The sequence below is a fragment of the Streptomyces sp. NPDC051041 genome (assembly GCF_044456065.1).
Classification (GTDB): Bacteria; Actinomycetota; Actinomycetes; order Streptomycetales; family Streptomycetaceae; genus Streptomyces; species Streptomyces glaucus.
Window position 1 is genome coordinate 310,508 of record NZ_JBITFM010000006.1, and the last position, 26,198, is coordinate 336,705.

The 26,198-nt window shown below is 73.3% G+C and carries 20 protein-coding genes; 13 read left to right on the forward strand and 7 right to left on the reverse strand.

Going from position 1 to position 26,198, the window contains the following annotated elements; translation table 11 throughout:
- Positions 1 to 70: 70 nt before the first annotated feature.
- Positions 71 to 562: a hypothetical protein gene (locus tag ACIBAI_RS13830; RefSeq protein ID WP_399033886.1), complete on the forward strand. Its 492-nt coding sequence runs from the start codon at positions 71 to 73 to the stop codon at positions 560 to 562.
- The gene (locus ACIBAI_RS13835) at positions 559 to 5,010 is read left to right on the forward strand and encodes an AAA family ATPase (protein WP_399033888.1); all 4,452 of its coding nucleotides are present in this window, start codon (positions 559 to 561) and stop codon (positions 5,008 to 5,010) included. The genes ACIBAI_RS13830 and ACIBAI_RS13835 overlap by 4 nt, the downstream gene beginning before the upstream one ends.
- Positions 5,011 to 5,016: 6 nt before the next feature.
- On the opposite strand, the gene ACIBAI_RS13840 is transcribed toward ACIBAI_RS13835, so the two are convergent.
- The 3 genes from ACIBAI_RS13840 to ACIBAI_RS13850 form a co-directional block, all read right to left on the reverse strand.
- The gene (locus ACIBAI_RS13840; RefSeq protein ID WP_399033890.1) at positions 5,017 to 5,667 is read right to left on the reverse strand and encodes a hypothetical protein; all 651 of its coding nucleotides are present in this window, start codon (positions 5,665 to 5,667) and stop codon (positions 5,017 to 5,019) included.
- A 172-nt stretch (positions 5,668 to 5,839) separates the two neighbouring features.
- A complete protein-coding gene (locus ACIBAI_RS13845; protein WP_399033892.1) occupies positions 5,840 to 6,541 on the reverse strand; it encodes a GntR family transcriptional regulator in 702 nt (233 codons plus the stop codon).
- A gap of 193 nt (positions 6,542 to 6,734) precedes the next feature.
- Positions 6,735 to 8,090 (reverse strand): aspartate aminotransferase family protein, encoded by a 1,356-nt coding sequence (locus ACIBAI_RS13850; protein WP_399033894.1) that lies wholly within the window; start codon positions 8,088 to 8,090, stop codon positions 6,735 to 6,737.
- Between the two features lie 394 nt (positions 8,091 to 8,484).
- On the opposite strand from ACIBAI_RS13850, the gene ACIBAI_RS13855 reads away from it, so the two are divergent.
- From ACIBAI_RS13855 to ACIBAI_RS13865, 3 genes are all read left to right on the forward strand, one after another.
- Positions 8,485 to 10,428: a serine/threonine-protein kinase gene (locus ACIBAI_RS13855; protein ID WP_399033896.1), complete on the forward strand. Its 1,944-nt coding sequence runs from the start codon at positions 8,485 to 8,487 to the stop codon at positions 10,426 to 10,428.
- Positions 10,429 to 10,535: 107 nt separating this feature from the next.
- Entirely contained in the window at positions 10,536 to 12,074 is a 1,539-nt protein-coding gene (locus tag ACIBAI_RS13860; protein ID WP_399033898.1) for a substrate-binding domain-containing protein, read from the forward strand.
- A 102-nt stretch (positions 12,075 to 12,176) separates the two neighbouring features.
- Positions 12,177 to 13,574, forward strand: coding sequence for a M28 family metallopeptidase (locus tag ACIBAI_RS13865; protein ID WP_399033901.1), 1,398 nt, complete (start codon positions 12,177 to 12,179; stop codon positions 13,572 to 13,574).
- Between the two features lie 52 nt (positions 13,575 to 13,626).
- Here ACIBAI_RS13865 and ACIBAI_RS13870 read toward each other — a convergent pair whose 3' ends face one another.
- On the reverse strand, positions 13,627 to 14,376 hold the full coding sequence (locus ACIBAI_RS13870; RefSeq protein WP_399033903.1) for an SLATT domain-containing protein: 750 nt from the start codon (positions 14,374 to 14,376) through the stop codon (positions 13,627 to 13,629).
- Positions 14,377 to 14,631: 255 nt separating this feature from the next.
- Between ACIBAI_RS13870 and ACIBAI_RS13875 the strand changes: the two genes are divergently transcribed.
- Genes ACIBAI_RS13875 through ACIBAI_RS13885 form a run of 3 tightly spaced genes read left to right on the forward strand, consistent with a single transcriptional unit; the run spans position 14,632 to position 16,287 of the window.
- Complete coding sequence (locus ACIBAI_RS13875; protein WP_344607500.1) at positions 14,632 to 14,976, forward strand: YbaB/EbfC family nucleoid-associated protein; 345 nt, start codon at positions 14,632 to 14,634, stop codon at positions 14,974 to 14,976.
- 59 nt (positions 14,977 to 15,035) lie between these two features.
- Entirely contained in the window at positions 15,036 to 15,635 is a 600-nt protein-coding gene (gene recR, locus ACIBAI_RS13880; protein ID WP_344607437.1) for a recombination mediator RecR, read from the forward strand.
- A complete protein-coding gene (locus ACIBAI_RS13885) occupies positions 15,628 to 16,287 on the forward strand; it encodes a DUF5063 domain-containing protein (RefSeq protein WP_344607436.1) in 660 nt (219 codons plus the stop codon). Before recR ends, ACIBAI_RS13885 begins: the two co-directional genes overlap by 8 nt.
- Before the next feature lie 33 nt (positions 16,288 to 16,320).
- Here the strand turns inward: ACIBAI_RS13885 and ACIBAI_RS13890 are convergent, their stop codons facing one another.
- Both ACIBAI_RS13890 and ACIBAI_RS13895 read right to left on the reverse strand, forming a co-directional pair.
- Positions 16,321 to 16,563 (reverse strand): hypothetical protein, encoded by a 243-nt coding sequence (locus tag ACIBAI_RS13890; protein ID WP_344607434.1) that lies wholly within the window; start codon positions 16,561 to 16,563, stop codon positions 16,321 to 16,323.
- Positions 16,564 to 16,573: 10 nt separating this feature from the next.
- A complete protein-coding gene (locus ACIBAI_RS13895; RefSeq protein ID WP_399033905.1) occupies positions 16,574 to 17,545 on the reverse strand; it encodes a TerC family protein in 972 nt (323 codons plus the stop codon).
- Positions 17,546 to 18,160: 615 nt separating this feature from the next.
- Here ACIBAI_RS13895 and ACIBAI_RS13900 point away from each other — a divergent pair.
- The 4 genes from ACIBAI_RS13900 (at position 18,161) to ACIBAI_RS13915 (ending at position 22,933) form a co-directional block, all read left to right on the forward strand.
- Entirely contained in the window at positions 18,161 to 19,438 is a 1,278-nt protein-coding gene (locus ACIBAI_RS13900) for an aspartate kinase (protein WP_399033906.1), read from the forward strand.
- A complete protein-coding gene (locus ACIBAI_RS13905; RefSeq protein ID WP_399033908.1) occupies positions 19,438 to 20,550 on the forward strand; it encodes an aspartate-semialdehyde dehydrogenase in 1,113 nt (370 codons plus the stop codon). Before ACIBAI_RS13900 ends, ACIBAI_RS13905 begins: the two co-directional genes overlap by 1 nt.
- A gap of 467 nt (positions 20,551 to 21,017) precedes the next feature.
- Positions 21,018 to 21,731, forward strand: a complete 714-nt coding sequence (locus ACIBAI_RS13910; RefSeq protein WP_399033910.1) for a SigE family RNA polymerase sigma factor — start codon at positions 21,018 to 21,020, stop codon at positions 21,729 to 21,731.
- On the forward strand, positions 21,728 to 22,933 hold the full coding sequence (locus ACIBAI_RS13915) for a hypothetical protein (protein WP_399033912.1): 1,206 nt from the start codon (positions 21,728 to 21,730) through the stop codon (positions 22,931 to 22,933). The genes ACIBAI_RS13910 and ACIBAI_RS13915 overlap by 4 nt, the downstream gene beginning before the upstream one ends.
- A gap of 180 nt (positions 22,934 to 23,113) precedes the next feature.
- Here ACIBAI_RS13915 and ACIBAI_RS13920 read toward each other — a convergent pair whose 3' ends face one another.
- Positions 23,114 to 23,908: an SURF1 family protein gene (locus ACIBAI_RS13920; protein WP_399033914.1), complete on the reverse strand. Its 795-nt coding sequence runs from the start codon at positions 23,906 to 23,908 to the stop codon at positions 23,114 to 23,116.
- A gap of 429 nt (positions 23,909 to 24,337) precedes the next feature.
- Between ACIBAI_RS13920 and ACIBAI_RS13925 the strand changes: the two genes are divergently transcribed.
- Complete coding sequence (locus ACIBAI_RS13925; RefSeq protein WP_399033916.1) at positions 24,338 to 26,182, forward strand: prolyl oligopeptidase family serine peptidase; 1,845 nt, start codon at positions 24,338 to 24,340, stop codon at positions 26,180 to 26,182.
- Positions 26,183 to 26,198 lie beyond the last annotated feature (16 nt).

Genomic DNA, 26,198 nt, shown 5'->3' on the forward strand with positions numbered 1-26,198 from the left:
TGGTGCGGGGCGGTCCAACGGGTAGGCTTGAGACGTCAACTCGCTGACACGGAAGCATATTTGGGGGAGTATGCGCCTGGTCGTCACCACCCGGGGCAGCGATCCGGGCGGTACCCACGAACTGCGCCGCTGGCTGGCCGGCGAACCACGCCTGCGGGGCCGGATCCGGAAGGGCGGGGACGCCGCTCCGCCGCCGGGAACCATGGGAGCCGGCACCGACGCGCTGATCGCGCTGCTGGAGCCCGGTGGGGTGGCCGCGGTGTTCGCCGGGGCGGTGGTGGCCTGGGTGCAGAGCCGCCGGGGCAGCCAGACGGTCACGGTCACCCGGCCCGACGGCACGGAGATCACCATCACCACGACGCAGGTGAAGGGGCTGGACGCACGGCAGACGGCCGAGCTGGCGCAGCAACTGGCCGCCGCGGTCGATCCCCCGTCCGCCGCGCCGGACGGGGATCCGGGGCCGGGCGGGCATCCGGAGCCGGACGGGGATCCGGAGCCGGACGAAAGGCGGCGGCCGGACGGCCGTGCGGAGCCGGGTGACGCAGGTCCGCCCGCCTCATGAACACCGCCGCGTCGCTCGCCTCGCCGGGGACCTGCGCCGTGCTCGTCGGCACCGGCCGCCACGCACCGGGATCCGCACTGCCGGACCTGCCGTCCGTGGACGCCACCCTGGACGCGCTCCAGCGGGTGCTGGTCGAGGTCTGCGGCCTGGATCCCGGACAGGTCCGGCGGGTGCCGGGCGACGCCGGGCCGCAGGACGTGGTCGGCGCGGTGGAGGCCGCGGTCGCCGAGGCGACGGGGACCGTACTCCTCTACTACGTGGGTCATGGCCTGCTGGGGCCGCGCGACGAGCTGTACCTCGCCACGCACGGCTCCCGGTCCGCGGAATCGGTCGCCGGCGCGGTGCCGTACCGGACGCTGCGGGACCTGCTGGGGGAGGCCGCCGGGGGCGGTGTCGTCGTACTCGACTGCTGCTTCTCGGGGCGGGCCGCGGCACCGGCCGACGGCCGCCCGCGCGAACCGTACGCCTCGGCCCGGCCCGACGGCAGCCTCCTGCTCGGCTCCGCCTCGCACTTCGCCCTGTCCTTCGCACCCGAGGACGAGCCGTACACCCTGTTCAGCGGGCGGCTGCTGCGGCTGCTGGAGGAAGGGGACCCGGCCGGCCCGCCGTGGCTGACCTGGGACCACCTGTACGCGGCCCTGGACCGGGAGTTCGCGGACGGGCCGGTCCGTCCGCGCCGCCGAAGCGACGGCGACCTCGGCCGGCTGGCCGTCGCCCGCAACCGCGCGTACCGCCCGGACGCCCCGCCCGCCGCGACGCCCCCGGCGGACGTGCCGTGCCCCTACCCCGGCATGGAGGCGTTCCGCGTCGAGGACAGCGGGCACTTCTTCGGCCGGGAGGAACTGACCGGCCGGCTGCTCGACATGGTCTGCGCACCCGGGGACCGGACCCGGGCCGTCGTGCTCGTCGGCGCGTCCGGCGTGGGCAAGTCGTCGCTGCTGCGGGCCGGGCTGCTGGCCGCCCTGGAGCGGCGTCACGAGACCGGCCGGGACGACACCCCCTGGCCCGCCCTGCTGCTGCCCTCCCCCGACGAGCGGCCCCTGCACGCGCTCGCCGAACTCTGGGGCCGGGCCACCGGCCGGGGCACGGACGACACCCTCGGCGAACTCTCCGCCGGCCGGTTCCCGGCACCGCTGCCGGGACGGCGGCCCTGCCGGCTGCTGGTCGTCGACCAGTTCGAGGAGGTCTTCACCCGCTGCCGGGACGGCGGGGAACTCGCCCGCTTCCTCACCCTGCTCACCGGGGACGCCCCCGGACGCCCACGCGTCGTCCTCGGCCTGCGCGCCGACCACTACGGCAGTGCCCTCGCCCACCCGGCACTCGCCCACGCCCTGGAGCACGCGCAGCTGGCCGTACGGCCCATGAACGACGACGCGCTGCACGCGGCCATCGAGGAACCGGCCCGTGCCGTCGGGCTCACGCTGGAGGAGGGGCTCGCCGACCGCCTGCTGCACGACCTGCGGCAGGGCCACCGGAGCCACCGGGAGGGCCAGGAGCACGATGCCGCCGGCCCGGGTCCGGGCGCGGCGCTGCCGTTCCTCGCCCACGCCCTGCGCGAGACCTGGCTGCGCCGCAGCGGGGCGACGCTCACCCTCGCCGGCTACCAGGCGACCGGCGGGATCTGGCACTCGGTCACCACCACGACGGAGGCGCTGTACCAGTCCCTGGACGGAGCCGGCCGGCAGGTGCTGCGCGAGATGCTGCTGCGCCTGGTGCAGCTCACCGCCGACGGCACCGAACCCGTCGTACGGCGCCGTACGGGCTCCGACGCGCTGCTCGACGGATTCACGCCGAGCCGGCAGCGCACCGGGACGGTCGTCCTGAACCGGCTCGCCGAGGCCCGGCTGGTCACCGTGGACCGGGCCGAGGTGCGGATCTCCCACGAGGCGCTGCTGCGCGCCTGGCCCCGGCTGCGCCGCTGGATCGAGGAGGACCGGGCGGAACTGCTGCGCCGCCAGCAACTGGAGGAGGCCGCCGACGCCTGGGAGTCCGCCGGACGCGATCCCGCCTACCTCTACCGGGGCACCCGGCTGGCCGCCGTGGACTCGTGGGCGGAGGCGCGGGTCCGGTCGTTGCGCGCGCTGGACCGGGAGTTCCTGGACGCCAGCCGCACCACCGCGCGGGCCGAACGGGACCGCGAGCAGCGCCGGACACGGCGCCTCAAACAGGCGCTCACCGGCGTCGCGGTCGCCCTGTGCCTGGCGCTGCTGGCGGGCGGGGTGGCGTTCCAGCAGCGCCTCACCGCGCAGGAGCAGCGGACACAGGCCGCGTACCGGGCACTCATGGTCGAAGCCGAGAATCTGCTGGCGTCCCGGCCGCATACCGCCATCCGGCTCCGCCTTGCCGCCTACAGACTCCGGCCCTCGGCGGAGACCCGGGCCGCGGTCTTCGACACCCTGGCGCGGACACCCTTCATGGGGAGCACCACGACGCCGGATTTCTCTTCACCCGGCCCCAACAAGATCCTCGCCCCCGACGGCCGCGTGCTGGTCACCCACGACGGGGAACACCCGGGGGTGACCTTGTGGGATGTCAGCACCGGTACGCGGCAGCGTCGACTGGAGCCGATACTCAGCGACTGTTCCTCTGAAGGGAAGAACATCGCCTTCAGCCAGGACAGCCGCATCTTCGCCGCAGTGTGCGGCGACGGCATGCTCAGCTTGTGGGAGGTGCGCGGCGGCACCCGCATCCGCCGGACGGCCACCGTGCGCACCGGCCTCCGGGGCATGCCGGCCGGGGTGGCGTTCAGCCCCGACAACTCGCTCCTGGCGGTGAACACCGGTGAGCAGCTACTGCTGTGGGACGTACGGGATCCGGCCGGCCCGGAACGGCTGAGCGTCACCGAGAACGAATCCATGACAGGAGCTGTCGCCTTCAGCTCGGACAACCGGATGCTTGCCACCGCCTCGGACAGCGCGGAGACGGACGAGGAGCAGCCGACCGGCGGAGCGCTCTGGGACATCACCGATCCTCGCCGTCCACAGAGACTGAGAAGCCTGGGGGCATCGACCTGTCAGGCGTTCCTGCCCGGTGGCCACTCCCTGGTCCAGTGTGAGAACGGTGCCATCCGAATCCTGGACTTCTCCCGTGCCGAGCGACCCGTGCGCCGGGCCCAGTGGCACACGGGTCACCGCTGGGGCGTCAGCGCTCTGGCTGTCAGTCCGGACGGCACGGCTTTGGCGACCGGCAGTGGCGACAACACCGTGATGCTGTGGGATGTCACCGATCCGGACAAGCCCAGGAAGTCGATGACGCTGGCCCAGCATGAGGAAGCCGTTCAATCGCTGGCGTTCGGAGACGACGGCGACACTCTCACCTCCATGGACGAGCGGACGGTGGTCCGCTGGAAACTCACCGGCTCCTCAGGGGTTCCCGGGCGGCTTGCCACCGTCAGGGATCCTGATCGCGCCATCGGAACAGTGGAGTTCTCTCCGCAGGACGAGACACTCGTGACCGTCGGTGTCGACGGCGCCGTGGTGCTGTGGGACCTCTCCGACCCCGCCCGTCCCCGGAAGATCGCGACTGCAACCGGTCGTACCAGCACCGTCACCGCTGTCGCGATCAGCGCGGACGGCAGAACCATGGCTGGCATCGGCTCCGGAGAATTGCTGCTCTGGGACATCACCGATCGTTCCCGTCCACGGCGGGCAGCCACCATTTCCCTCCCGGCTTCAGCGAAATCATTGGTCTTCACCAGCCATGGGACGAAGCTCGCGGTAGGGGGCGGAGAAAGGTCGACCATATGGGCAGGGGTGTGGGACGTCGGTGATCCCGACCGCCCCGAAAAGGTTCGCAGCCGGCCCGGCGGGGGCGGTTACGTGAGCGGGTTCAGCCGTGACGGAAGGTATGTGGCACTCGCGTACGTACAAGAGCGACAGACCTGGTCGTTGGACCCCACGCTCCAAGCGTCCCTGTGGGACACGACCACGCCCGACGAGTACGTCACCCTGCCCGCTGGCAGCAGCATCTCCGCGTTCGCTCCGAACGGAACGACTCTGGCGACCGGCGACTACGATGACGCCACAACCGTCATCCTGTGGGACATAGCCGACCCTACCGCCCCCCGGAAGATCGCCGAAGCGGTCGCCGAGGCCGGGAATGACGAGCTGACCTCCTGGATCCGCCAGCTTGTTTTCCATCCCGACGGGAACCTGCTCGCCGGGATCAGCGCGGACCGTACGGTCACCCTCTGGAACGTCGGCGAACGCACCGAGCCCCATACGGTCACTACCCTGCCCGGTCTCGTGAACGACCTAGCCTTCAGCCCCGGGGGCCGGTATCTGGTCACAGCCGAAGACCACACGACCACCGTCTGGGATCTCTCCGGCCTGCCGGCGATCAGCGCCGATCCCGTCGGCACGGCCTGCGAGATCGCCGGCGGCGGCCTGACGCGCGAGGAGTGGGACGAGTACGTTCCCGGCCAGCCGTACGAAGCGTCCTGTCCGTGACCGGGCTCAGCTGAACACGATCATCGACCCCTGCGCCAGGCTCCGGGTCGCCGCCGCGTGCAGGCCCAGCCAGACGTGGCGCTCGCGGGCGAAGGGGCTGGGGTCGTACGCGGAGGGGGCGGCCGGTTCCTCCAGCTCCGTGGGGCCCGGGGGCGGCTGGGGAGCGGTCGGCGGGTTGGCCGGGTCGATGCCGATGGCCGGGGCGACGAACTGCAGCTCCCGCAGCAGGGCGTGGGAGGAGCCCAGCGGGCCGCCGCCGGCGAGGAGTTCGTCGTCGGCCAGGGGGTGCGGGAAGTCCACGGGGACGTACGCGCCCGCGTGGTCGTAGTGCCAGACCAGGTGCGACTGCTGGGCGGTGGTCTCGAACATCTCCAGCAACTGCTGGTAGTCGCCGCCGAGTTCGTCCACCGGCGTCACCGGCAGGCCGCACACCTGGAGCAGGTACGCCCGGCGCAGGAAGTGCAGGGCGTCGTAGTCGAAGCCGGCGACCGGGGCGACGTCCCCGGACAGCCCCGGCATGTACGGGTACACCGGCACCGGCGGGAGCCCGGCCTCGGCGAGCACCTTGTCGTATTGCGCGAGTTCCTCGGCGAACGGGTTGTCCGGCGTGTGGCACAACACGTCGACGAGCGGTACCAGCCACAGGTCACAGGCCAAAAGAGGGCTCCTCACACAGCATGGTGGTCAAGGCAGGGTAGTCGGTGCGGTACGAGGGCGGCTTCCCTCGTGCAGGTCCCATACCCACCGGGCGCCCGCCCGCAGCGCGCGGCGGGCCGGTCGTTCGCCGGCGGAACCCCGCTCGCGCGGTGTCCGGCGGCGGGCCGCCCGCTCACCCGGCGGCGAGCCGCTCGACGAGGGCGAGGGAGTGGGTGTCGTACGCGGCGACGATCGCGCGGGCGGCTGCGGTGTCGTGGCGCGTCAGGGCGTCCACCAGCTCGGTGTGGCCGGACCACAGGCGGCCGCGCAGCTCGACCGGCCGGCACAGGTGCTGCACCGTGCACACCCAGGTCTGCACGCGCAGGCGGTGCAGGAAGTCGGCGAGGTAGGGGTTGCCGAACAGGGCGCTGAGCTCGCGCCAGAACCGCAGGTCGTAACCGATGAGAACGGTCAGGTCCCCGGCGCAGGCGGCGCGCTGCGCCTCCTCGCCGCGGCGGCGCACCCCGGCGAGGGCGGGGGCGACGAGCGGGTCGTCGGGGCGCAGGTAGCCCTTGCGGCGGTCGGCGAGGGCGTGGAACATCCCGTCGATGACCAGGCTGCGGGCCTCGATCATGCCGCGGAAGTCACGGACCGAGTACTCGCGCACCCGGAAGCCCCGGTGCTGGTCGGCGTCGAGGAGCCCTTGCGCGGAGAGGTCGACGAGGGCCTCGCGCACGGGCGTCGCGGACACCCCGTACTGTTCGGCGATCTCCTTGACCGTGAACTCCTGTCCCGGCTTCAGCCGTCCGGCCAGCACCTCGTCGCGGAGCGCGTCGGCGATCTGCTGTCGCAGGGTGCTGCGCGTCACGGCGCCGCTGCCGGTGCTGGCGGGCATGGTCGGGGCGTCTCCTCGTCGCGTCAGGGTGGCGTGCACGGACATGTCCTCGTACATGTTTACGAGATGCGCGTCTGTGAGCACGCCACCTTACGCGTTCAGGTGTGCGGTTTGACCCGCGTAGCCCCTCTTCGGCCGAGTCTGTCGGCCGGAGGGGGCGGGGCCGGGACGCCGGCCCGCCCTCCTGCTCCGCCTACTCCGTGTACTCGTCGGCCACCGACAGCGCGGTGTCCAGGGCGGCCAGGCCCTCCTTCAGGTCGGCCTCGGCGATGTTGCACGGCGGCACCACGTGGGTCCGGTTCATGTTCACGAACGGCCACAGCCCGGCGGCCTTCGCGGCGGAACCGAACGCCGCCATCGCGGCGTTGGCCTCACCGGCCGCGTTGTAGGGCACCAGCGGCTCGCGCGTCTCGCGGTCGCGGACCAGCTCCAGCGCCCAGAACATGCCGACGCCCCGCACGTCCCCCACGCTGGGGTGCCGCTCGGCCAGCTCCCGCAGGGCGGGTCCGAGCACCTCGGAGCCGAGCCGGGCGGCGTTCTCCACGACGCCCTCCTCGGCCATGACGTTGATCGTCGCGACGGCGGCCGCGCAGGCCAGCGGGTGCCCGGAGTACGTCAGTCCGCCGGGGTAGGGCCGCCGGGCGAACGTCTCGGCGATCCTCTCGGAGATCGCCACCCCGCCCAGCGGCACGTACCCGGAGTTCACGCCCTTGGCGAAGGTCATCAGGTCCGGTACGACGCCGAACAGGTCGGCCGCGAACCACGTGCCGGTCCGTCCGAACCCGGCCATGACCTCGTCCAGGACGAAGACGATGCCGTGCTTGTCGCAGATCTCCCGCACGCCCGCCAGGTAGCCCGGCGGCGGCACCATGATCCCGGCCGTGCCCGGGATCGTCTCCAGGACGATCGCGGCGATCGTCGACGGGCCTTCGAAGGCGATCGTCGTCTCCAGGTGCTCCAGCGCCCGGGCGCACTCCTGCTCCTCGGTCTCGGCGTAGAAGCGGGAGCGGTACAGGAAGGGCGCCCAGAAGTGCACGACGCCCGCGGAGCCGCTGTCGCTGGCCCAGCGGCGCGGGTCGCCGGTGATGTTCACGGCCTGCTGGGTGCCGCCGTGGTACGAGCGGTACGCCGACAGCACCTTCGGCCGCCCGGTGTGCAGCCGCGCCATGCGCACCGCGTGCTCCACGGCGTCGGCGCCCCCGTTGGTGAAGAAGATCTTGTCCAGGTCGCCCGGTGTCCGCTCGGCGATCAGCCGGGCCGCCTCCGACCGCGCCTCGACGGCGAACGCGGGCGCGAAGGTCGTCATCCGCGCCGCCTGCTCCTGGATCGCGGCGACCACCTTCGGGTGCTGGTAGCCGATGTTGGTGAAGACGAGCCCGCTGGTGAAGTCGAGGTAGCGCCTGCCGTCGTAGTCCCAGAAGTACGAGCCCTCCGCACCGGCGACGGCGAGCGGGTCGATGAGCTCCTGGGCGGACCAGGAGTGGAACACGTGCGCGCGGTCCGCGGCCTTCACGGCGGCACCGGCCTGGGGATTCGGCTGAGGGGTCATGCGGGGAGCGTAGAGGCCCGCGGCGCGGACGCGGTATCGGCGTCCTGTCCGCGGTGCGGGGGTTTCCGCGACACGTTGTCGACGACGCGTGGCCGACGGCAGGCGGCCGACGACTCGTCGGCGACGTCCCGTCGCCGACGGCGGACGGGCCGGTGCCCGCGCCGGACCCGGCCACGCGGCCCTCGCCGGCCGTCCGGCCGGGGCCCCGGGGAGGCGGGTCCGCCGCGGCGGTGGGGGTGCCACCGCGGTGCGGGGTGCCGCGGCGGCTGCCGGGGGCGCCGGGCGGGCCGCCGGCGGCTGTTACGGAACCGTGGACGCGGGCCCGTCCGGCCTCGCGCGCGCCCGCACTATCGTGGAGCCGTTGCACGGGCGCGTTGCGGGGGAGGGGCCTGCGATGGAGAAGCTGGGGCCGGGGGATCCGCCCCGGATCGGGGCGTACCGGCTGCTGGCGCGGCTCGGTGCGGGCGGGATGGGGCACGTCTATCTGGCCCGGTCCGACCGCGGCCGCACCGTCGCCGTGAAGCTGGTGCGCGAGGAGCTGGCCGCGCGGGAGGAGTTCCGGGCGCGGTTCCGGCAGGAGGTGCAGGCCGCGCGGCGGGTCGGCGGGTACTGGACGGCGCCGGTGCTGGACGCGGACACCGAGGCCGCCGTGCCGTGGGTCGCCACCGGGTACGTCGCCGGGCCCAGCCTGCAGCAGGTCGTCGGGCGCGACCACGGGGCGCTGCCCGAGCGGTCGGTGCGCATCCTCGCGGCCGGGCTCGCGCACGCGCTGAAGGACATCCACGCCGCCGGGATCGTGCACCGCGACCTGAAGCCGTCCAACGTGCTGGTGACGATCGACGGCCCGCGCGTCATCGACTTCGGGATCGCCCGGGCGCTCCAGACCGTGACCGACGGGGGCCTGACCCGGACCGGCGCGCTCGTCGGCTCGCCCGGCTTCATGGCGCCCGAGCAGGTCCGCGGCGACCGGATCACCCCGGCCTGCGACGTCTTCTGCCTCGGCGCGGTGCTCGCCTACGCCGCGACCGGCTCCCTCCCCTTCGGCAGCGCCGACAGCGGCGTGCACGCCCTGATGTTCCGCATCGCCGAGGAGGAGCCCGACCTGACGGGCGTGCCCGAGGGCATCGCCGACCTGGTCCGCGACTGCCTGCGCAAGGACCCGGGCGCCCGTCCGACGCTGGACCGGATCCTGGAGCGCACCGGCGCGGACGACACCGTCGCCGACGGCCGCTCCCGCGACCCCTGGCTGCCGAGCGCCCTGGTGGCCCAGCTGGGGCGGCACGCGGTGCGGCTGCTGGACACGGAGGACCCGGAGGGGGCGTCCGGCGCCCGGCCCCGTCCCGGCCCCCCGCCCGGGCACGCCTCCCCCGAGCACGCCGCCGCCCCGGACGCCGTCGTCCCGCAGAAGGGCACGGGGCCGGTTCCCGTCCCGCCCCCGGGACAGTCCGGCGGCGGGACGCCGCTGGACCACACCCCCACGCCGGTCGCGGGACAGGGGAACGGGTCCGCGCCCGCGGCGCCCCCGCCCGGCACCTCCGCGCCCCCGTCGCAGTCGCCCCCGCCCGCCCCCGCCGCGTACGGCTTCCCCCGGCAGTCCCGGCAGCCCTCGGCCTACGGCTACCCGCACCAGCCCGGTCCCGGCGCCTGGCCCGGAGCCCCGGGCGCGCCCGGGGGAGCCGCGTCCCGTCCGCCGTACGGCGGCCCCGGCTCCACCCCGCCGTACGGGCCGCCCCCGTACGCCGGCCCCGCAGCCCCGCAGGAGCCGCCGCGCAGGAGCGGGCGTTCCACGGTGCTGCTGGTGGCGGTCGCCCTGGTCGTCGCGCTGGCCGCAGGCGGCTCGGTGTACGCGCTGATGAGCGGCGCCGGCGGCGGCCGGGGCGGCGACGCCACCGCCGCCCCGACCGCCACCGGCGGCCCCGCGGACCCCACGCCGTCCCCGACGCCCTCCCCCACCGCCACCGCCGGCACCTCGGCGCCGGCGGACGGCGCGGTCCCGGCGGCCTACCTGGGCACCTGGACCACGACCATCGACAACGCCGACGGCCGGCACACCCGGCGGCTCACCCTCCAGCAGGGCGAGGTCGGTGACACGGTCCTGTCCCTGACCGCCGACGGGCCCGCGGGCGGCGGCACCTACCACTGCGTGTTCCAGGCCGCGCTGACCGAGGAGCCGGGGGCGGACGGCCCGCTGCGGGTCGGCCCCTCCACGGTGACCGTCGGACGGCCGCGTTCGTCCTGTTCGCCGGGGGCGGCCACCGAGATCACCCTGCTGGCGGACGGCCGGCTCCGGCGGGTGAACGTGAGTACCGGGGAGACCCTGACGTACACCCGGCGGTGAGCTGGTTGAACGTACGGCGAACTTCTGCGCCGGGGTCCTGACCGGCCGGTCGCACGGGCCTACGGTGTGACCCCACGATCCGGCTCTGGAGTGGCGGGGGGGCACCGGTGGAGTGGCTGAACACGGAGAACCTCGTGGCCGTCGGCACCGCGGTGCTCGGCATCGTCGCGTCCGCGGGGATGCTCTGGTACGACCGCCGGGTGCCGCGCCGCAAGCGCATCGGCTACCGCGTGCAGATGGACAGCCCCATCGGCGACGAGGCGCGGTCGGGCCGGCCCAACCCGCGCCTGGGGGAGTTCGACGTCCCGGTGATGGCCGACGCGACCCTCGTCCTGCTGCGGATCGAGAACGACGGCTCGCAGAGCATCGTCGCCACCGACTACACCGGTCCGGCGGACCAGCCGCACGGCCTGACCGCCGAGTTCGCGGGGCGCACCATCCAGGCCGTTTCCGTCACCCAGCCGTCCGGGATCGAGCACCTGACGGACCACTTCACGGCCGAGCGCGGCTTCCGCTACGAGGGCAACCGGGTGTACATCCCGCGGGTCCCGCTCAACCCCGGCCACCACTTCAAGCTGCTCGTGCTGCTGTCCGGCGGCGAGGTGGAGGGCGGGGTCAAGCTGATCGGCGGCCTCCAGGACGGCGCGGTGCACCGCAACAGCGCGGCCCGGCCGGACGAGAAGCCGCGCCTGTTCAGCTTCCCGGCCCGGCTGTTCACCGCACTGCTCACGCTCGCCGTGCTCGGGCTGGCGGGCATCATCGTCTTCCGCGACGGCAACCCGATCGAGTGCGAGCAGGGCCGGCTGACCGTGACGGGCTCGACCGCCTTCGAGCCCGTCGTCGAGACGCTCGCGCGGCAGTACGAGGACAAGTGCCAGGGCGCCGACATCGCGGTGGAGACCCGCGGCAGCGAGGAGGGCGTCGCCGAACTCTCCCGGCTGGGCCGGCGGTCGGAGGACGACGCCCGGTCGGTGATCGCCTTCTCGGACGGCCCGATGGGCGAGCGCTGGGGCTTGGTGGGCGAACCGGTGGCGCTGTCCGTCTTCACCCTCGTCGTCCACCCGGACGTCGACCTCGGCGAGCACGGCCTGTCCCTGCGGCAGGTGCGGGGCATCTACGCGGGCGAGTACACGCACTGGGGGCAGGTCCTGCCCGGGCGGGAGGCGATCGACGGCCTGCCCGTCGTCCTGGTCAGCCGGGGCGACGAGTCGGGGACGCGGCAGATCTTCCAGGAGCGGGTGCTCAAGGGCTGGGAGAAGGCCCCGAGCACCTCCCTCGACTGCGTGCCCGAACCGGCCGGCGGCACGGTCACCCGCTGCGAGCTGGCCACCACCCGGGACGTGCTGGACAAGGTGGCGGAGCAGCCCGGGGCCATCGGCTACAGCGAGCTCGGCCTCGCCGAGCAGCGGGGCGACGCCGTGCGCGAGGTGCCCCTGGACGGCGACCGGCCCGACGACGGGCAGATCGAGCGGGGCGGCAGCCGCTACCCGTACCGGGACGTCGAGTACGCCTACACCTACGGCGCCCGGCGCCCCGGCTCCCTCGCCGCCGGTTTCCTCGCCTACCTCGACGAGTCCACCAGCCAGAAGGTGATCCGGGACAAGGGGCACCTGCCGTGCCTGCGGGACCCGGCGCTGTGCGGGTGACACCGGCCCGCCCTTGAGGATTCTTGATATGTCCACGACCATGAGCGGGTGTGCGTGACCGGGCCGGCCAGGGGAGGACGCATGGGTCCCACGAGGAGAGCGGTGCTGACCGCGACGGGCGCGACGGCGCTGACCGCCGCGGCGACCGACGGGACGGCCGCCGCGGCGGCCGGCGGGTCGGGGGCCGCGCGGCCGGGCTCCCGCCCGCCGGCCACCGCCCAGCCCCCGGGGCGCGAACTGCGCGCCCTGCTGCGGGAGATCGACCCGTCCCGCATCGAGGCGACGGTCCGCAAGCTGGTCTCCTTCGGCACCCGCCACACCCTCTCCGCCCAGGACGACCCGGACCGCGGCATCGGCGCGGCCCGCGACTGGCTCCTGGCCGAACTGCGCTCGTACGCCGCCGCCTCCGGCGGCCGGATGACGGCCGGGCTCCAGTCGTACGTCCAGCAGCCGGCGTCCCGCATCCCCACGGCCACCCGCATCACCAACGTCGTCGCGACCCTGCGCGGCTCGGTGACCCCGGAGCGCGTCTACGTGGTCTCCGGCCACTACGACTCCCGCGCCACGGACGTCATGGACGCCACGTCCGACGCGCCGGGCGCGGACGACGACGCGTCCGGCGTGGCCGTGGTCCTGGAACTGGCCCGGGTGCTGGCCCGGCGCCGCCCGGCGTCGACGATCGTGTTCGCGGCGGTGGCGGGGGAGGAGCAGGGCCTGTACGGGGCGGCGCACATGGCGCAGCGGTTCGAGGAGGCCGGGACGGACGTCCGGGCCATGTTCACCAACGACATCGTCGGCAGCTCCACGGCGGACGACGGCACGAGGGACCCGTACACCGTCCGCCTCTTCGCGGAGGGCGTCCCCTCCTCCGAGACCCCCGAGCAGGCGGCGATCCGCCGCTCGGTGGGCGGCGAGAACGACTCCGCGACCCGCCAGCTGGCCCGTTTCGTCCGGGACGTGGCCGACAACGACGCGACCGGCATGCGCGTCCGCGTGATCCACCGCCGGGACCGCTACCGCCGCGGCGGCGACCACATCCCCTTCCTCGAACGCGGCTACCCGGCCGCCCGCTTCACCGAGCCGGCCGAGGACTTCGCCCACCAGCACCAGGACGTCCGGGTCGACGAGACCGGCAAGCAGTACGGCGACCTGCCGGAGTTCTGCGACTTCGACTACATCGCGCGGGTGGCCCGGGTGAACGCCGCGGCCCTGTGGACCCTGGCCCAGGCCCCGGACGCCCCCCGCGACGCGAAGATCGTCACGGCCACGCTGACGAACGCGACCGAGCTGGTGTGGACCCGCGGCACGGAACCGGACCTGGCCGGCTACGAGGTCGTCTGGCGCGAGACGACGGACCCGGAGTGGACCCACGTCGTCCCGGTCGGGGACGTGACGCGCCACGAGGTGGACCTGTCGAAGGACAACGTGTTCTTCGGGGTGCGGGCGGTCGACCGGGCGGGGCTGCGCAGCCCGGTGGCGTTCCCGGACCCGCAGAGCTGACGGACCGGGCCGCGGGGGCGTCCCCCGCCCGGGGAGCGGGCGCCCGGAGGGCTCACCGCGGCTCCGGCGGCCGCTGCCGCGGCATGTTGGGCCGCGCGGTCCCCGGCGGCAGCGGCAACCGCCCGTGGGATCCCCCCGGCTCCTGCCGTCCCGCACCCGGCGGGACCGCCGACTGGATCCCCAGCGGCGCGCCCCCGGTGCGGAACTCCACCATCCAGTCGGCGGTCTCCACCCGCACCAGTTCCGTCACGTCCTCGGAGAACCGCCGCAGCACCCCGAGGCACCGCTCCGCCGCCTCGCTCGCCGTCCCCTCCGTCGGCCCCAGCACCTCCCGCACGTTCTCCGACTCCCAGTCGAACTGGAGGGCCTGCAGCCGCCGCTGCACCGCCTGCGCCGTGGCCACGTCCCTTATCCACCCGGACGTCACCCCGAAGTACCGGTCCCCGGCCACGCACGCCACCCCGAGCAGCAGCGCCAGGTATCCCCAGGGGGCGACCCCGCCGACGACCCCGGTCATGTCCAGCAGCGGCAGCGCCGCCCCGGCGACCGCGCCCGTCGCGGTCCCGGCCCGCAGCAGCCGCGCCGCCCGCCGCTTCCACAGCCGGTCCGCGAGGTACCAGGCCGCCGTGTCCAGCGCTCCGCGCTCCACCCACCGGTACAGCTCCTCCAGCCGCTGCGCGGGCTCCCCCCAGTCCCCGGGCGGAAACGCCCGTCCGGCCAGGTCGCCCGGCCGCAGCCCGGCCGGTCCCTCGCCCCGCCCGTCCTGAGCCGGCCCCTCGGGCTGCATCTCCGGCTGAGCCACCCGGCACTCCCTACTGATCACGGTGCGTGACGTCCCTGCGGCGCTGACGTGACACCTGAGGCTGACGCGCCGCTCCCTTTCCTACCGCCCAACGGGTGGCGAAGGCCGGGTTTCGCATCTTTTCCGCCCGGAAGAGGGCCTTGTTCGGGTATGAGGCGCGCGGTCGGCTCACTCGAAGGAGTGACGGGGCGCGGTCCGCGTGGACCACGTAGGCTCGTGCCGAACGGGAAAACCCGTACCGACAAGGAGCTGATCGTGATCCCCGGTGGTGGCCAGCCCAATATGCAGCAGCTGCTCCAGCAGGCCCAGAAGATGCAGCAGGACCTGCAACGGGCGCAGGAGGAGCTGGCGCGGACCGAGGTCGACGGACAGGCGGGCGGCGGCCTGGTCAAGGCCACCGTCACCGGCGCCGGCGAGCTCCGCGCCCTGAAGATCGACCCGAAGGCGGTGGACCCGGAGGACACCGAGACCCTCGCCGACCTGGTCGTCGCGGCCGTGCAGGCGGCCAACGAGAACGCGCAGGCCCTCCAGCAGCAGAAGCTCGGCCCGCTCGCCCAGGGCCTGGGCGGCGGCAGCGGCATTCCCGGTCTGCCTTTCTGAGACGGCCGGCGGGCATCTACCGTACGTGGTGAAGGAACCCCAGGAAGGGCGGCAGTCCGTTGTACGAAGGCGTGGTCCAGGACCTGATCGACGAGCTGGGGCGGCTGCCCGGCGTCGGTCCCAAGAGCGCCCAGCGGATCGCCTTCCACATCCTGCAGGCCGAACCGACCGATGTGCGGCGGCTCGCGCAGGCGCTCATGGAGGTCAAGGCCAAGGTCCGCTTCTGCGCGATCTGCGGCAACGTCGCGCAGGAGGAGCACTGCTCCATCTGCCGCGACGCCCGCCGCGACCCGGCCGTCATCTGCGTCGTCGAGGAGCCGAAGGACGTCGTCGCCATCGAGCGCACCCGTGAGTTCCGCGGCCGCTACCACGTCCTCGGCGGCGCGATCAGCCCGATCGACGGGGTGGGTCCCGACGATCTGCGGATACGGGAACTTCTCGCGCGGTTGGCCGACGGGACGGTCACGGAGCTCATCCTGGCCACGGATCCGAATCTCGAAGGCGAGGCCACGGCGACGTACCTCGCCCGCATGATCAAGCCCATGGGTCTCAAGGTCACCCGCCTGGCCAGCGGCCTCCCGGTGGGTGGCGATCTGGAATACGCGGACGAGGTCACGCTCGGCCGTGCCTTCGAGGGGAGACGACTCCTAGATGTCTGACGCCACGCTGCACGCGACCCACCAGAACCCGGACGACTTCGCCGTCCAGATCGCGGACCAGATCGAGAGCTTCCTGGTCGCCGTCACCGAGGTCGCCAAGGGCGACGAGCCGGACTCGGTGGTCCCCTTCCTCCTGCTGGAGGTCTCCCAGCTGCTGCTGGCCGGCGGCCGGCTGGGCGCCCACGAGGACTTCGTCCCCGACGAGCGCTACGAGCCCGACCCGGGCCCGGAGCAGGACGTGGACGAACTCCGCGAGAACCTCGCCCGCCTCCTCGACCCGGTCGACGTCTACTCGGAGGTCTTCGACCCCTACGAGCCCCGCCGGGCCCCGGTTCCGGCCCGGATCTCCGACGACCTGGCCGACGTCATCGCCGACCTGCGCCACGGCATGGTCCACTACCGCGCGGGCCGCACCACGGAAGCCCTGTGGTGGTGGCAGTTCTCCTACTTCTCCAACTGGGGCTCGACCGCCTCGGCGACCCTGCGGGCGCTGCAGTCGGTCGTCGCCCACGTCCGCCTCAACCAGCCGCTGGAGGAGCTGGACGGCCTGGACACCGACCAGGGCATGGGCGACGAGACCCTGGAGTTCGAGGCGGGCCGGGTGATGGAGGCGGAGATCGGGGCGCAGCTGGGGTTCCGGCCGGCTCGGTGACGCCGGGCCGTCCGGCGGCGGGCGGCGGGCGGCTCAGTGGCGCGTCCAGCCCGCCAGGCTCTTCCAGACGGCGCTGCGCACCGAGCTGACCGGCACCTGCTCCGGCACGTACTGGTCGCAGCGACGGTTGTGGCAGGGGCCCGCGGTCCAGTGGGGGGTGAAGACGCCCATCCTCTTGTGCCGTTCCACGACGGCGTCCACCGGCTGCTTGCAGGAGGGGCAGACGTAGGCGCGGCCAGTCGGGGAAGTTGTCCGGGTTTTCCGCTCATTGTCCATAGTTGTCATTTTAAGACCGCTTTGCATGGTTTTGGGAATCCTTTGACCGGACAGGAGGGCGCAGCAGGCTGAGCCCGACGGAGACGGCCAGGACGGCGACGATGACCCCGAGGCTGAGGGGCGAGGGCACTTCGGGAATGGCGGGGCTGATCATCTTGTGGGACGCCTGGAGGATCAGCTTGACGCCGATGAAGGAGAGGATGATCGCCAGCCCCGTGCTGAGGTAGTGGAACCGGTCGAGCAGGCCGGCGAGCATGAAGTACAGGGCGCGCAGGCCCAGGATGGCGAAGGCGTTGCTGGTGTAGACGATGAAGGCGTCGCTGCTGACGGCCAGCACGGCGGGCACGCTGTCCACGGCGAAGACCAGGTCGGCGGCCTCGATCGCGGCGACGACGGCGAGCAGCGGGGTGGCGACGCGGCGTCCGGCCTCCTTGACGAAGAAATGCGCTCCGGCGTACTCGTCCCGCACCGGGACGATCCTGCGGAGCAGGCGGACGGCGATGCTCTTGCCGGGGTCGAAACTGTCGTCCTCCTCCTTCAGGATCTTGTACGTGCTGTAGAAGAGGATCACGGCGAAGACGAACAGGACGGCCGTGAAGCGGCTGACCACCGCCACGCCTGCGGCGAGGAAGACCCCCCGGAAGACCAGGGCGCCGAGGACGCCGAGGAACAGCACCCGGTGCTGGTAGGCGCGCGGCACCTTGAAATAGCCGAAGATCAGCGCGAAGACGAAGAGGTTGTCGACCGACAGGCTCTTCTCCAGCAGCCACGCGGTCGTGTACTCCACCCCGGGCGTCGTGCCCACCACGAGGAAGACGACGACGCCGAAGACGATCGCCAGCCCCACCCAGACCCCGCTCCACGCGGCGGCCTCGCGGAAGCCGATGACATGGGCCTGCCGGTGCGCGAGCAGGTCGATCGCCAGTGACACCAGGACGGTGACGGCGAAGGCCATCCACAGCCACAACGGCACGTCGTACACGGTTTCGGCCTCTCGTCGAGCGCTTCGACCGGCGGTTCCCTCCAGTCTGGGACACGCGGTGGTGGTTGTCGCCTCGTGCGCCCGTCACCGGGGCGCGGAGGGGATCACCGGGCCACGGCGGAGAGCAGGGCCTCCGCGTCGTCGCCCGCCGCCGGAACGTCGTGCTGCGGGCGTTGCCGTTCGAGCGGGTGATCAGCGACGCGCTCATGGGTCCCGTCGGGCACGTGAAGGGACGGCCGCCCGGCCGTCGTGCGCAGCCGGCCGGAGGGCGGCCGCCGCCGGCACGCGGAGAAGCTCCCCTTCGGCGCCGCAGTCCGGCTTCCCGCTCCCGTGGACATCACCCTGGACACCACCCCATCGAGGGCCCCGCCGGTCCCGCCCGCCGACCGGACGGCGATCGGACGGGGTGACCTGAACCACTTTCGGCGTGGCACGTCAGGGGATGGGGAAGGGCTCACCGGGGCGCGCCGGAGCCGTCCGCGGTGATCATTCAGTGAGCCGGGCGTCTCACGATGCGATATCACCGGGAGTGATTTCGGCCGCTCGATAGACTGAGCCGACCCGCAGTACACCGGCGTATATGCGGAAAGAACACAAACGGAGCGAGGAGCGCACGTGGGCCTTGTCGTGCAGAAGTACGGAGGCTCCTCCGTAGCCGATGCCGAGGGCATCAAGCGCGTCGCCAAGCGGATCGTGGAAGCGAAGCAGAACGGCCACCAGGTGGTGGCCGTGGTTTCCGCGATGGGCGACACGACGGACGAGCTGATCGATCTCGCCGAGCAGGTTTCCCCGATGCCTGCCGGGCGCGAGCTCGACATGCTGCTGACCGCCGGAGAGCGTATCTCCATGGCCCTGCTGGCCATGGCGATCAAAAACCTGGGCCACGAGGCCCAGTCCTTCACCGGCAGCCAGGCAGGTGTCATCACCGACTCGGTCCACAACAAAGCCCGGATCATCGACGTCACGCCGGGCCGCATCCGCACCGCGCTGGACGAGGGCAACATCGCCATCGTCGCCGGCTTCCAGGGCGTCAGCCAGGACACCAAGGACATCACCACCCTCGGCCGCGGCGGCTCCGACACCACCGCGGTGGCCCTGGCCGCCGCGCTGGACGCCGAGGTGTGCGAGATCTACACCGACGTCGACGGCGTGTTCACCGCCGACCCGCGCGTGGTGAAGAAGGCCCGGAAGATCGACTGGATCTCCTTCGAGGACATGCTGGAGCTGGCCGCGTCCGGGTCCAAGGTGCTGCTCCACCGCTGTGTGGAGTACGCCCGCCGCTACAACATCCCGATCCACGTCCGCTCCTCCTTCAGCGGGCTGCAGGGCACGTGGGTCAGCAGCGAGCCGATCGAGCAAGGGGACAAGCAGGTGGAGCAGGCCATCATCTCCGGTGTCGCGCACGACACCTCCGAGGCCAAGATCACGGTCGTCGGCGTGCCGGACAAGCCGGGCGAGGCCGCCACGATCTTCCGCACGATCGCCGACGCCGAAGTCAACATCGACATGGTCGTGCAGAACGTGTCCGCCGCCGCCACGGGCCTGACGGACATCTCCTTCACGCTGCCGAAGACCGAGGGCCGCAAGGCCATCGACGCGCTGGAGAAGAACAAGGCCGGCATCGGCTTCGACTCGCTGCGCTACGACGACCAGATCGGCAAGATCTCCCTCGTCGGCGCCGGCATGAAGACCAACCCGGGCGTCACGGCCGACTTCTTCACGGCCCTGTCCGAGGCGGGCGTGAACATCGAGCTGATCTCGACCTCCGAGATCCGCATCTCGGTCGTCACCCGCGCCGACGACGTGCCCGAGGCCGTCCGCGCCGTGCACACCGCCTTCGGGCTGGACTCCGACAGCGACGAGGCCGTCGTCTACGGAGGCACCGGCCGCTGATGGCCGAAACCGTACGGTCCACCCGGGCCGGACGTCCGACGCTCGCGGTCGTGGGGGCGACCGGAGCCGTCGGCACGGTCCTGCTCCAGATCCTGTCCCAGCGGGCGGACGTCTGGGGCGAGATCCGCCTGATCGCCTCGCCGCGCTCCGCCGGCCGCAAGCTGGCCGTGCGCGGCGAGGAGGTCGAGGTGGCGGCGCTGACCGAGGAAGCCCTCGACGGCGTCGACATCGCGCTGTTCGACGTCCCCGACGAGGTCGCCGCCGAGTGGGCGCCGCGCGCCGCCGCCCGCGGCGCGGTCGTCGTCGACAACTCCCGCGTCTTCCGCATGGCCGCGGACGTGCCGCTCGTCGTGCCCGAGGTCAATCCGCACGCCGTGCGCACCCGCCCGCGCGGGATCGTCGCCAACCCGCGCTGCACGACCCTGTCCATGATCGTGGCACTGGGCGCGCTGCACGCCGAGTTCGGGCTGCGCGAGCTGGTGGTCTCCTCGTACCAGGCGGTGAGCGAGGCGGGCCGGGCCGGCGTGGAGACGCTGCGCCGGCAAATGTCCCTGGTGGCCGGCACGGAACTCGGGACCAGCCCCGGCGACCTGCGCCGGGCCGTCGGGGACGGCACCGGGCCCTTCCCGGAGCCGGTCGCCCTGAACGTCGTCCCGTGGACCGGGACGCTCCAGGACGACGGCTGGTCGTCGGAGGAGACGGCGCTGCGGGACGAGTCCCGCAAGATCCTCGGGCTGCCGCGGCTGCCGGTGGCCGTCACCTGCGTACGGGTGCCGGTGGTCACCGCGCACGCGCTGACCGTGCACGCCCGCTTCGAGGGCGAGGTCACCGTCGACAAGGCCCGGGAGATCCTCGCCACCGCGCCCGGCGTCGTGCTCTTCGACAACCCGGCGGCCGGCGAGTTCCCCACGCCCGCCGACGTGGTCGGCACCGACCCGACCTGGGTCGGACGGGTGCGGCGGGCGCTCGACGACCCCACCGCCCTGGAACTGTTCGTCTGCGGCGACAACCTGCGCAAGGGGGCCGCGCTCAACACCGCGCAGATCGCGGAACTGGTGGCGGCGGCACCGTCGTCAGACGGCGGAATCGCTGAGGGGCGGCGGCACCGCTGAGGGGCGGCGGAATCGCTGAGGGGTGGCGGAACCGCTGAGGGATGGTGGCGGAACTGTCGTGAAAGGGCTCCGGCGCAGAAAAAGTCCCGGCCGGTGCGGGATCGGTCAGTAGGATCCGGGTGCGGGATGTGACCCGAAAGATCGTTCGGAACACTTGTACGCGCCTCTTTCGGCATTAGAGGATTTCCTCCCCGCCCTCCGCAACCACGCGGAGGGCGGGGGGCGTCTTTGCGGTCGCCCCTTCGGGCCGTGGGAGCGCTTCAACAGGCGTGGGGACGCCGAGGAACGAGCGTGGGGACGCTCGTTCTCATGGGACATAGGGGGAGATCAGGACGCATGAGGGCATTTGATGTGCCGTCGGTCGTGCTGCCGGCCGTGAGAACGCGGCCGGCGGCGCAGGCGGACGCCGACGCGAACGCGGCGCCCGGCACGTACAACCCTTGCGGGGGGACGCGTGTCCAACTGGCGTGGCAGAGGTACTCGACTTCTCTCCCAAGCTCTTCGAGCAGGGGATACCCCCAGCGGCGACGCGCGGCACGGCCCTGCGGCCGCCCCGTCGGCCCGTCCGGCCCCGCGCGGCGGGCGCGTCCGGTGGCATGCCGGTGATCGCGCCCATGCCCGCAGCGCGGCCCGCCCGCATACCGGACCAGCGCGACGGCGCCGAGCACCCCGAGAACGCGGTAGCCGCCGGTACCACCGTCGATCACCTCACCGAGACCTACCGCACCCACTACCGGTCGCTGCTGGGTCTCGCCGCACTCCTCCTCGACGACACCGCCTCCTGCGAGGACGTCGTCCAGGAGGCCTTCATCCGCGTCCACTCGGCACGCAAACGCGTCCGCGACCCGGAGAAGACCCTGGCGTATCTGCGGCAGACGGTCGTCAACCTCTCCCGGTCGGCGCTGCGTCGCCGCATCCTCGGCCTCAAGCTGCTGTCGAAGCCGATGCCGGACATGGCGAGCGCCGAGGAAGGCGCCTACGACCAGCTGGAGCGCGACTCCCTCATCAAGGCGATGAAGGGACTGCAGCGCCGCCAGCGCGAGGTGCTGGTCCTGCGCTACTTCGCGGACATGACGGAGGCGCAGGTCGCCGAGACGCTCGGCATCTCCCTGGGCTCGGTGAAGGCGTACGGCTCGCGTGGCATCGCGGCGCTCCGGCTGGCGATGGAGGCGCCCGCATGAGCGACGGCGACGACGGGCGGCGCGACGCGCCCCCACGCCACGAGCTCCACGAGTGGCGCGAGCCGACCAGGACGAACGAGCAACAGCCGAAGCACTCGCACGCTGGGAACGGAACTGTGAACCACGGCCCCGACGACCAGGGCCCCGACGTTCAGGGGCCCGACGGGCTCGAATCGGACGAGCTGGCACTGCGCAGGATGCTGCACCAGGCGGTCCAGGGGGTGGAGCCGCGCGACGGCACCCTGGAGTATCTGCGGCGGGCGGTGCCCGCCCGGCGGGCCCGCAAGCGGCAGGCAGCCGTCGGCATGGCGGCCGCCGCCCTCTTCATCGGCACCGCGATCCCCGCCCTCGTGCACGTCTCCCACACCACCGGCCCCGACGCCAACCCGTCCGTGGCCGGGCACGCCTCCCAGGCACAGGGCGGCGTCGGCCAGGGCAAGGACCCCGGCGGCGGGGAGAGCACCGCCGGGAGCGGCTCGGGCAAGGCCGAGGGCAAGGACAAGGGGGAGGCGAAGGAGGAGGACAAGGACACGGTCAGGGACCCGGACACCGGCACCGGAACCGGCCCCGACAAGGGCGCCGGCCCCTCCTCCAGCAGCGCGGCCTCCACCGCCGCGTGCACGGCCGCCCAGCTCGGCTCCGCCACCGGGAGCACCGCCGCCCCCGACTCCACCGGAGCCGTCTACGGCTCCTTCCGCGTCACCAACGTCTCCGGCGCCGGCTGCACCGTCGGCGGCCCCGGCGGGGTGAGCGTGCTCGCACAGGGCGCTGCGGACCAGGCCAAGCTCGGCACGGCCCGGCACGTGGCCGGGGACGCGGCGGCCGGACTGCCCGCCCCGTCCCAGGAGGCCGCGCAGCTGGTGCTGGCGCCGGGCGCCGCCTACGAGGTGAAGTTCGCCTGGGTGCCCTCGGAGACCTGTCCCACGACCGGCGGCGGCACCGACGGCGGCACGGGCGGCGGCGCGGGCACCGTCGACCCGACCCCGGAGCCCACGCCGACGGAGGGCACGAGCGCCGACGGCGGCACCACCACCGACACCGAGACGGGCACGGCGGCCCAGCTGATGACGGCGGACGGCCCGGCCGACGGCAGCGTCGTGGTGACGTACACGGCGGAGACGGGCGCGGCGTCGGCGACGGTCACCGTGCCCAACGCGTGCGCGGGGACCGTGTACTGGACGGGACTGCTGGCGGGGGCGTAGCGGGCCGGCGGCCGGCCGGGTCGCGGGCGCACCGCCGGCCGGGCCGGACCGCCGCGGTCCCACACCGGCCGGGCTGTGCCACCGCCGTCCCACGGCGGCCGGGCTGTGCCACTGCCGTCACACGCCGGTCAGGCCGTACCGCCGGGGTCGCACCACGCCGGCCGGGTTCCGTCGCTGCCGTCACACGCCGGTCGGACTGGGCTGCCGCCGCTCCTCCTCGGCGACCAGGCCCAGCTCCGCGTCCCGCGCGAACTCCACCTCCCGGCGCAGCAGCCGGAACCACATGAAGATCACGAAACCCACGAAGGCGAACCACTCGGCCGTGTAGCCGAGGTTCTGGAACGCCTTCAGATCCAGGCCCGTGTTCTGCGGCGTGGTCGCGGGCACGGCCCGCATCCCGGAGTCGCCCCGGTTGAGCGTGACCCACGCGTCGTGCACGTCGTCCGGCACCAGGTTCACCAGCGACGCCGCGCTGATCGCCGGCGTCTGCCCGGCCGGCAGGCCGCTGCGCGCGGGAACGCCGTTCTCGCCCGGGGTCTCCGAGGCCTGCAGCGCTCCGGTGACCGTGACCTCGCCGGTGGGCGGGGCCGGCGCCTTCGCCGGGTCGGCCGCACCGGGCAGCCAGCCCCGCACGACGGGCAGCACCCGGCCGGAGTCGGTGCGCAGCAGCGTCAGGACGTAGAACCCGCTCCTGCCGTCGAGCTTGCGGTCCGGGACGAGCAACTGCTTGCCGTACCGGCCGGTCGCGGTGACCTGCCTGCCGACGGTCGCCTTGTCCACGGGCAGCAGCTCCGCCAGCGGACGGGGCGCCTCCTTGCGGGCGGACGCGGCCTGCGCGCCGGCGCTGCGGTGGTCCTGCACACGGTCCTCGAACCGGCCCAGCTGCCACGACCCCATGAAGATGCAGAAGGGGACGGCGAGCAGCACGAAGACGTTGATCCCCCACCAGCGGGGCGTCAGCAGAAACCGGTACACGCCCTCCACGGTACGGGGCGGACGGGCGAATCCCGGCCGCGGGGTGCCGTGCCGCCCGGGGAAGTCCCGGCTCCGCCGCCCGCCGGCCGAGCCACGGGCGCGATGCGGTGTCCGGCCTCGGCGGCCACCCACAGGGGCACGACTGTGCTGCGCAGATCGGTCATGGCCAGGAGTGTGCACCCCGCCACTGACAATCGGCCCCGCCCCGCCCGCCCAGCCCGGCACAGACGGCGCGGCGCGCGACCGTCGGTGCATGACGCGCGGCGCGCGGTCGTCGGCGTGCGACCGCTCGGCGCACGACCGTCGGTACACGCCCGTTCGGCGCACGACCGCTCATCGCACGGTCGCGGGGTCGTCCACAGGTCGGAGTTGTCCACAGGCTGAGGAGCTGACCGGCCATGTGTCGGCGGAGGCAGGCAGTATGGGGCCATGACTGAGAGCAACAAGTCCGTCTCGCGGGACGAATGGGATCAGCGGGGGCAACGAGGACAGAGCGAGGAGATGCCGGACTGGGAGAAGCGCTTCCGGGCGCCCCGGGTGTCACTGCCCGACTGGGCGGAGGACGCGCCGGACCGCTCCTTGTTCGTCTCGAACGCGACGGGGACGTACGAGCTGTACGCCTGGGACCGGTCGACCGGTGAGCAGCGCCAGGTCACGAACCGGCCCAACGGCACGACGGACGGAGTGCTCTCACCGGACGGCGAGTGGATCTGGTGGTTCGACGACAAGGACGGCGACGAGTTCGGCGTCTGGCGCCGTCAGCCCTTCGCGGGCGGCGAGGACGAGCTCGCGGCGCCCGGCCTCGACCCGTCCTACCCGGCGGGCCTCGCCCTCGGCCGGGACGGACGCACGGCGGTCGTGGGCCGCTCCACGGACGAGGACGGCACGACGATCCACCTCGTCCGCACCGGCGAGGCGCCGGTGGAGATCTACCGCCACCGCGAGTCGGCCGGCGTCGGCGACCTGTCGTACGACGGCTCGCTGATCGCCGTCGAGCACACGGAGCACGGCGACGCCATGCACTCGGCGCTGCGCGTCCTGCGCCCCGACGGCACGACGGTCGCGGAACTCGACGACACCGGGAACGGCACGCGGGAGCTGGGCCTGGAGGTGCTGGGCTTCGCCCCCGTCGACGGCGACACCCGGCTGCTCGTCGGCCACCAGCGCCGCGGCCGCTGGGAGCCCCTGGTCTGGGACGTGGCGACGGGCGAGGAGACGGACCTGGCGCTGGAGCTGCCGGGCGACGTCGGCGCCGAGTGGTACCCGGACGGCACGGGCCTGCTGATCGTGCACGGTTTCGAGGCCCGCAGCGAGCTGTTCCGCTACGACCTGGCGAGCCGCGAGCTGGCGAGGGTCCCGACCCCGCCCGGCACGGTGTCGGGCGCGACGGCCCGTCCGGACGGCAGCGTGGAGTACCTCTGGTCGTCGGCCGCACAGCCCCCGGCGGTCCGCTCGACCACGGGCAGGGTCGTCCTGGACCCGCCCGGCATGAAGTCCCCGGGATCCGTCCCCGTGGAGGACGTGTGGGTGGAGGGCCCGGGGGGCCGCATCCACGCCCTGGTCCAGAAGCCGGCGGGCGCGACGGGCTCCCTCCCCACGGTCTTCGACATCCACGGCGGCCCGACCTGGCACGACAGCGACTCCTTCGCGGCCGGCCCCGCGGCCTGGGTCGACCACGGATACGCGGTGGTCCGCGTCAACTACCGCGGCTCGACGGGCTACGGCCGGGCCTGGACCGACGCCCTGAAGCACCGCGTCGGCCTCATCGAGCTGGAGGACATCGCCGCGGTCCGCGAGTGGGCGATCTCGTCCGGCCTCGCGGACCCCGGCCGGCTGATCCTCACCGGCGGCTCCTGGGGCGGCTACCTCACCCTCCTCGGCCTGGGCACCCAGCCGGACGCGTGGGCGCTGGGCATCGCCGCGGTCCCGGTCGCCGACTACGTCACGGCGTACCACGACGAGATGGAAGCCCTGAAGGCCATGGACCGCACCCTGTTCGGCGGCACGCCCGAGGAGGTCCCGGAGCGCTTCGAGGCATCGTCCCCGCTGACCTACGTCGACCAGGTCAAGGTCCCGGTCCACATCTCGGCCGGCGTCAACGACCCCCGCTGCCCCATCCGCCAGATCGACAACTACGTCAAACGCCTGGAGGCGAGGGGCGCGGTCCACGAGGTCTACCGCTACGACGCGGGCCACGGCTCCCTGGTGGTCGACGAACGCATCAAGCAGGTCCGCCTGGAGCTGGACTTCGCGGCGAGGCACCTGCCGGGTTAGCCGAAGGACCGCCCGG

Coding starts and splice junctions, on each gene's coding strand:
- ACIBAI_RS13830 (WP_399033886.1), top strand. CDS start 71: ATGCGCCTGGTCGTCACCACCCGGGGCAGCGATCCGGGCGGTACCCAC.
- ACIBAI_RS13835 (WP_399033888.1), top strand. CDS start 559: ATGAACACCGCCGCGTCGCTCGCCTCGCCGGGGACCTGCGCCGTGCTC.
- ACIBAI_RS13845 (WP_399033892.1), bottom strand. CDS start 6,541: ATGCCCGCCAGCACCGGCAGCGGCGCCGTGACGCGCAGCACCCTGCGA.
- ACIBAI_RS13850 (WP_399033894.1), bottom strand. CDS start 8,090: ATGACCCCTCAGCCGAATCCCCAGGCCGGTGCCGCCGTGAAGGCCGCG.
- ACIBAI_RS13855 (WP_399033896.1), top strand. CDS start 8,485: ATGGAGAAGCTGGGGCCGGGGGATCCGCCCCGGATCGGGGCGTACCGG.
- ACIBAI_RS13885 (WP_344607436.1), top strand. CDS start 15,628: ATGTCTGACGCCACGCTGCACGCGACCCACCAGAACCCGGACGACTTC.
- ACIBAI_RS13890 (WP_344607434.1), bottom strand. CDS start 16,563: ATGGACAATGAGCGGAAAACCCGGACAACTTCCCCGACTGGCCGCGCC.
- ACIBAI_RS13905 (WP_399033908.1), top strand. CDS start 19,438: ATGGCCGAAACCGTACGGTCCACCCGGGCCGGACGTCCGACGCTCGCG.
- ACIBAI_RS13915 (WP_399033912.1), top strand. CDS start 21,728: ATGAGCGACGGCGACGACGGGCGGCGCGACGCGCCCCCACGCCACGAG.
- ACIBAI_RS13925 (WP_399033916.1), top strand. CDS start 24,338: ATGACTGAGAGCAACAAGTCCGTCTCGCGGGACGAATGGGATCAGCGG.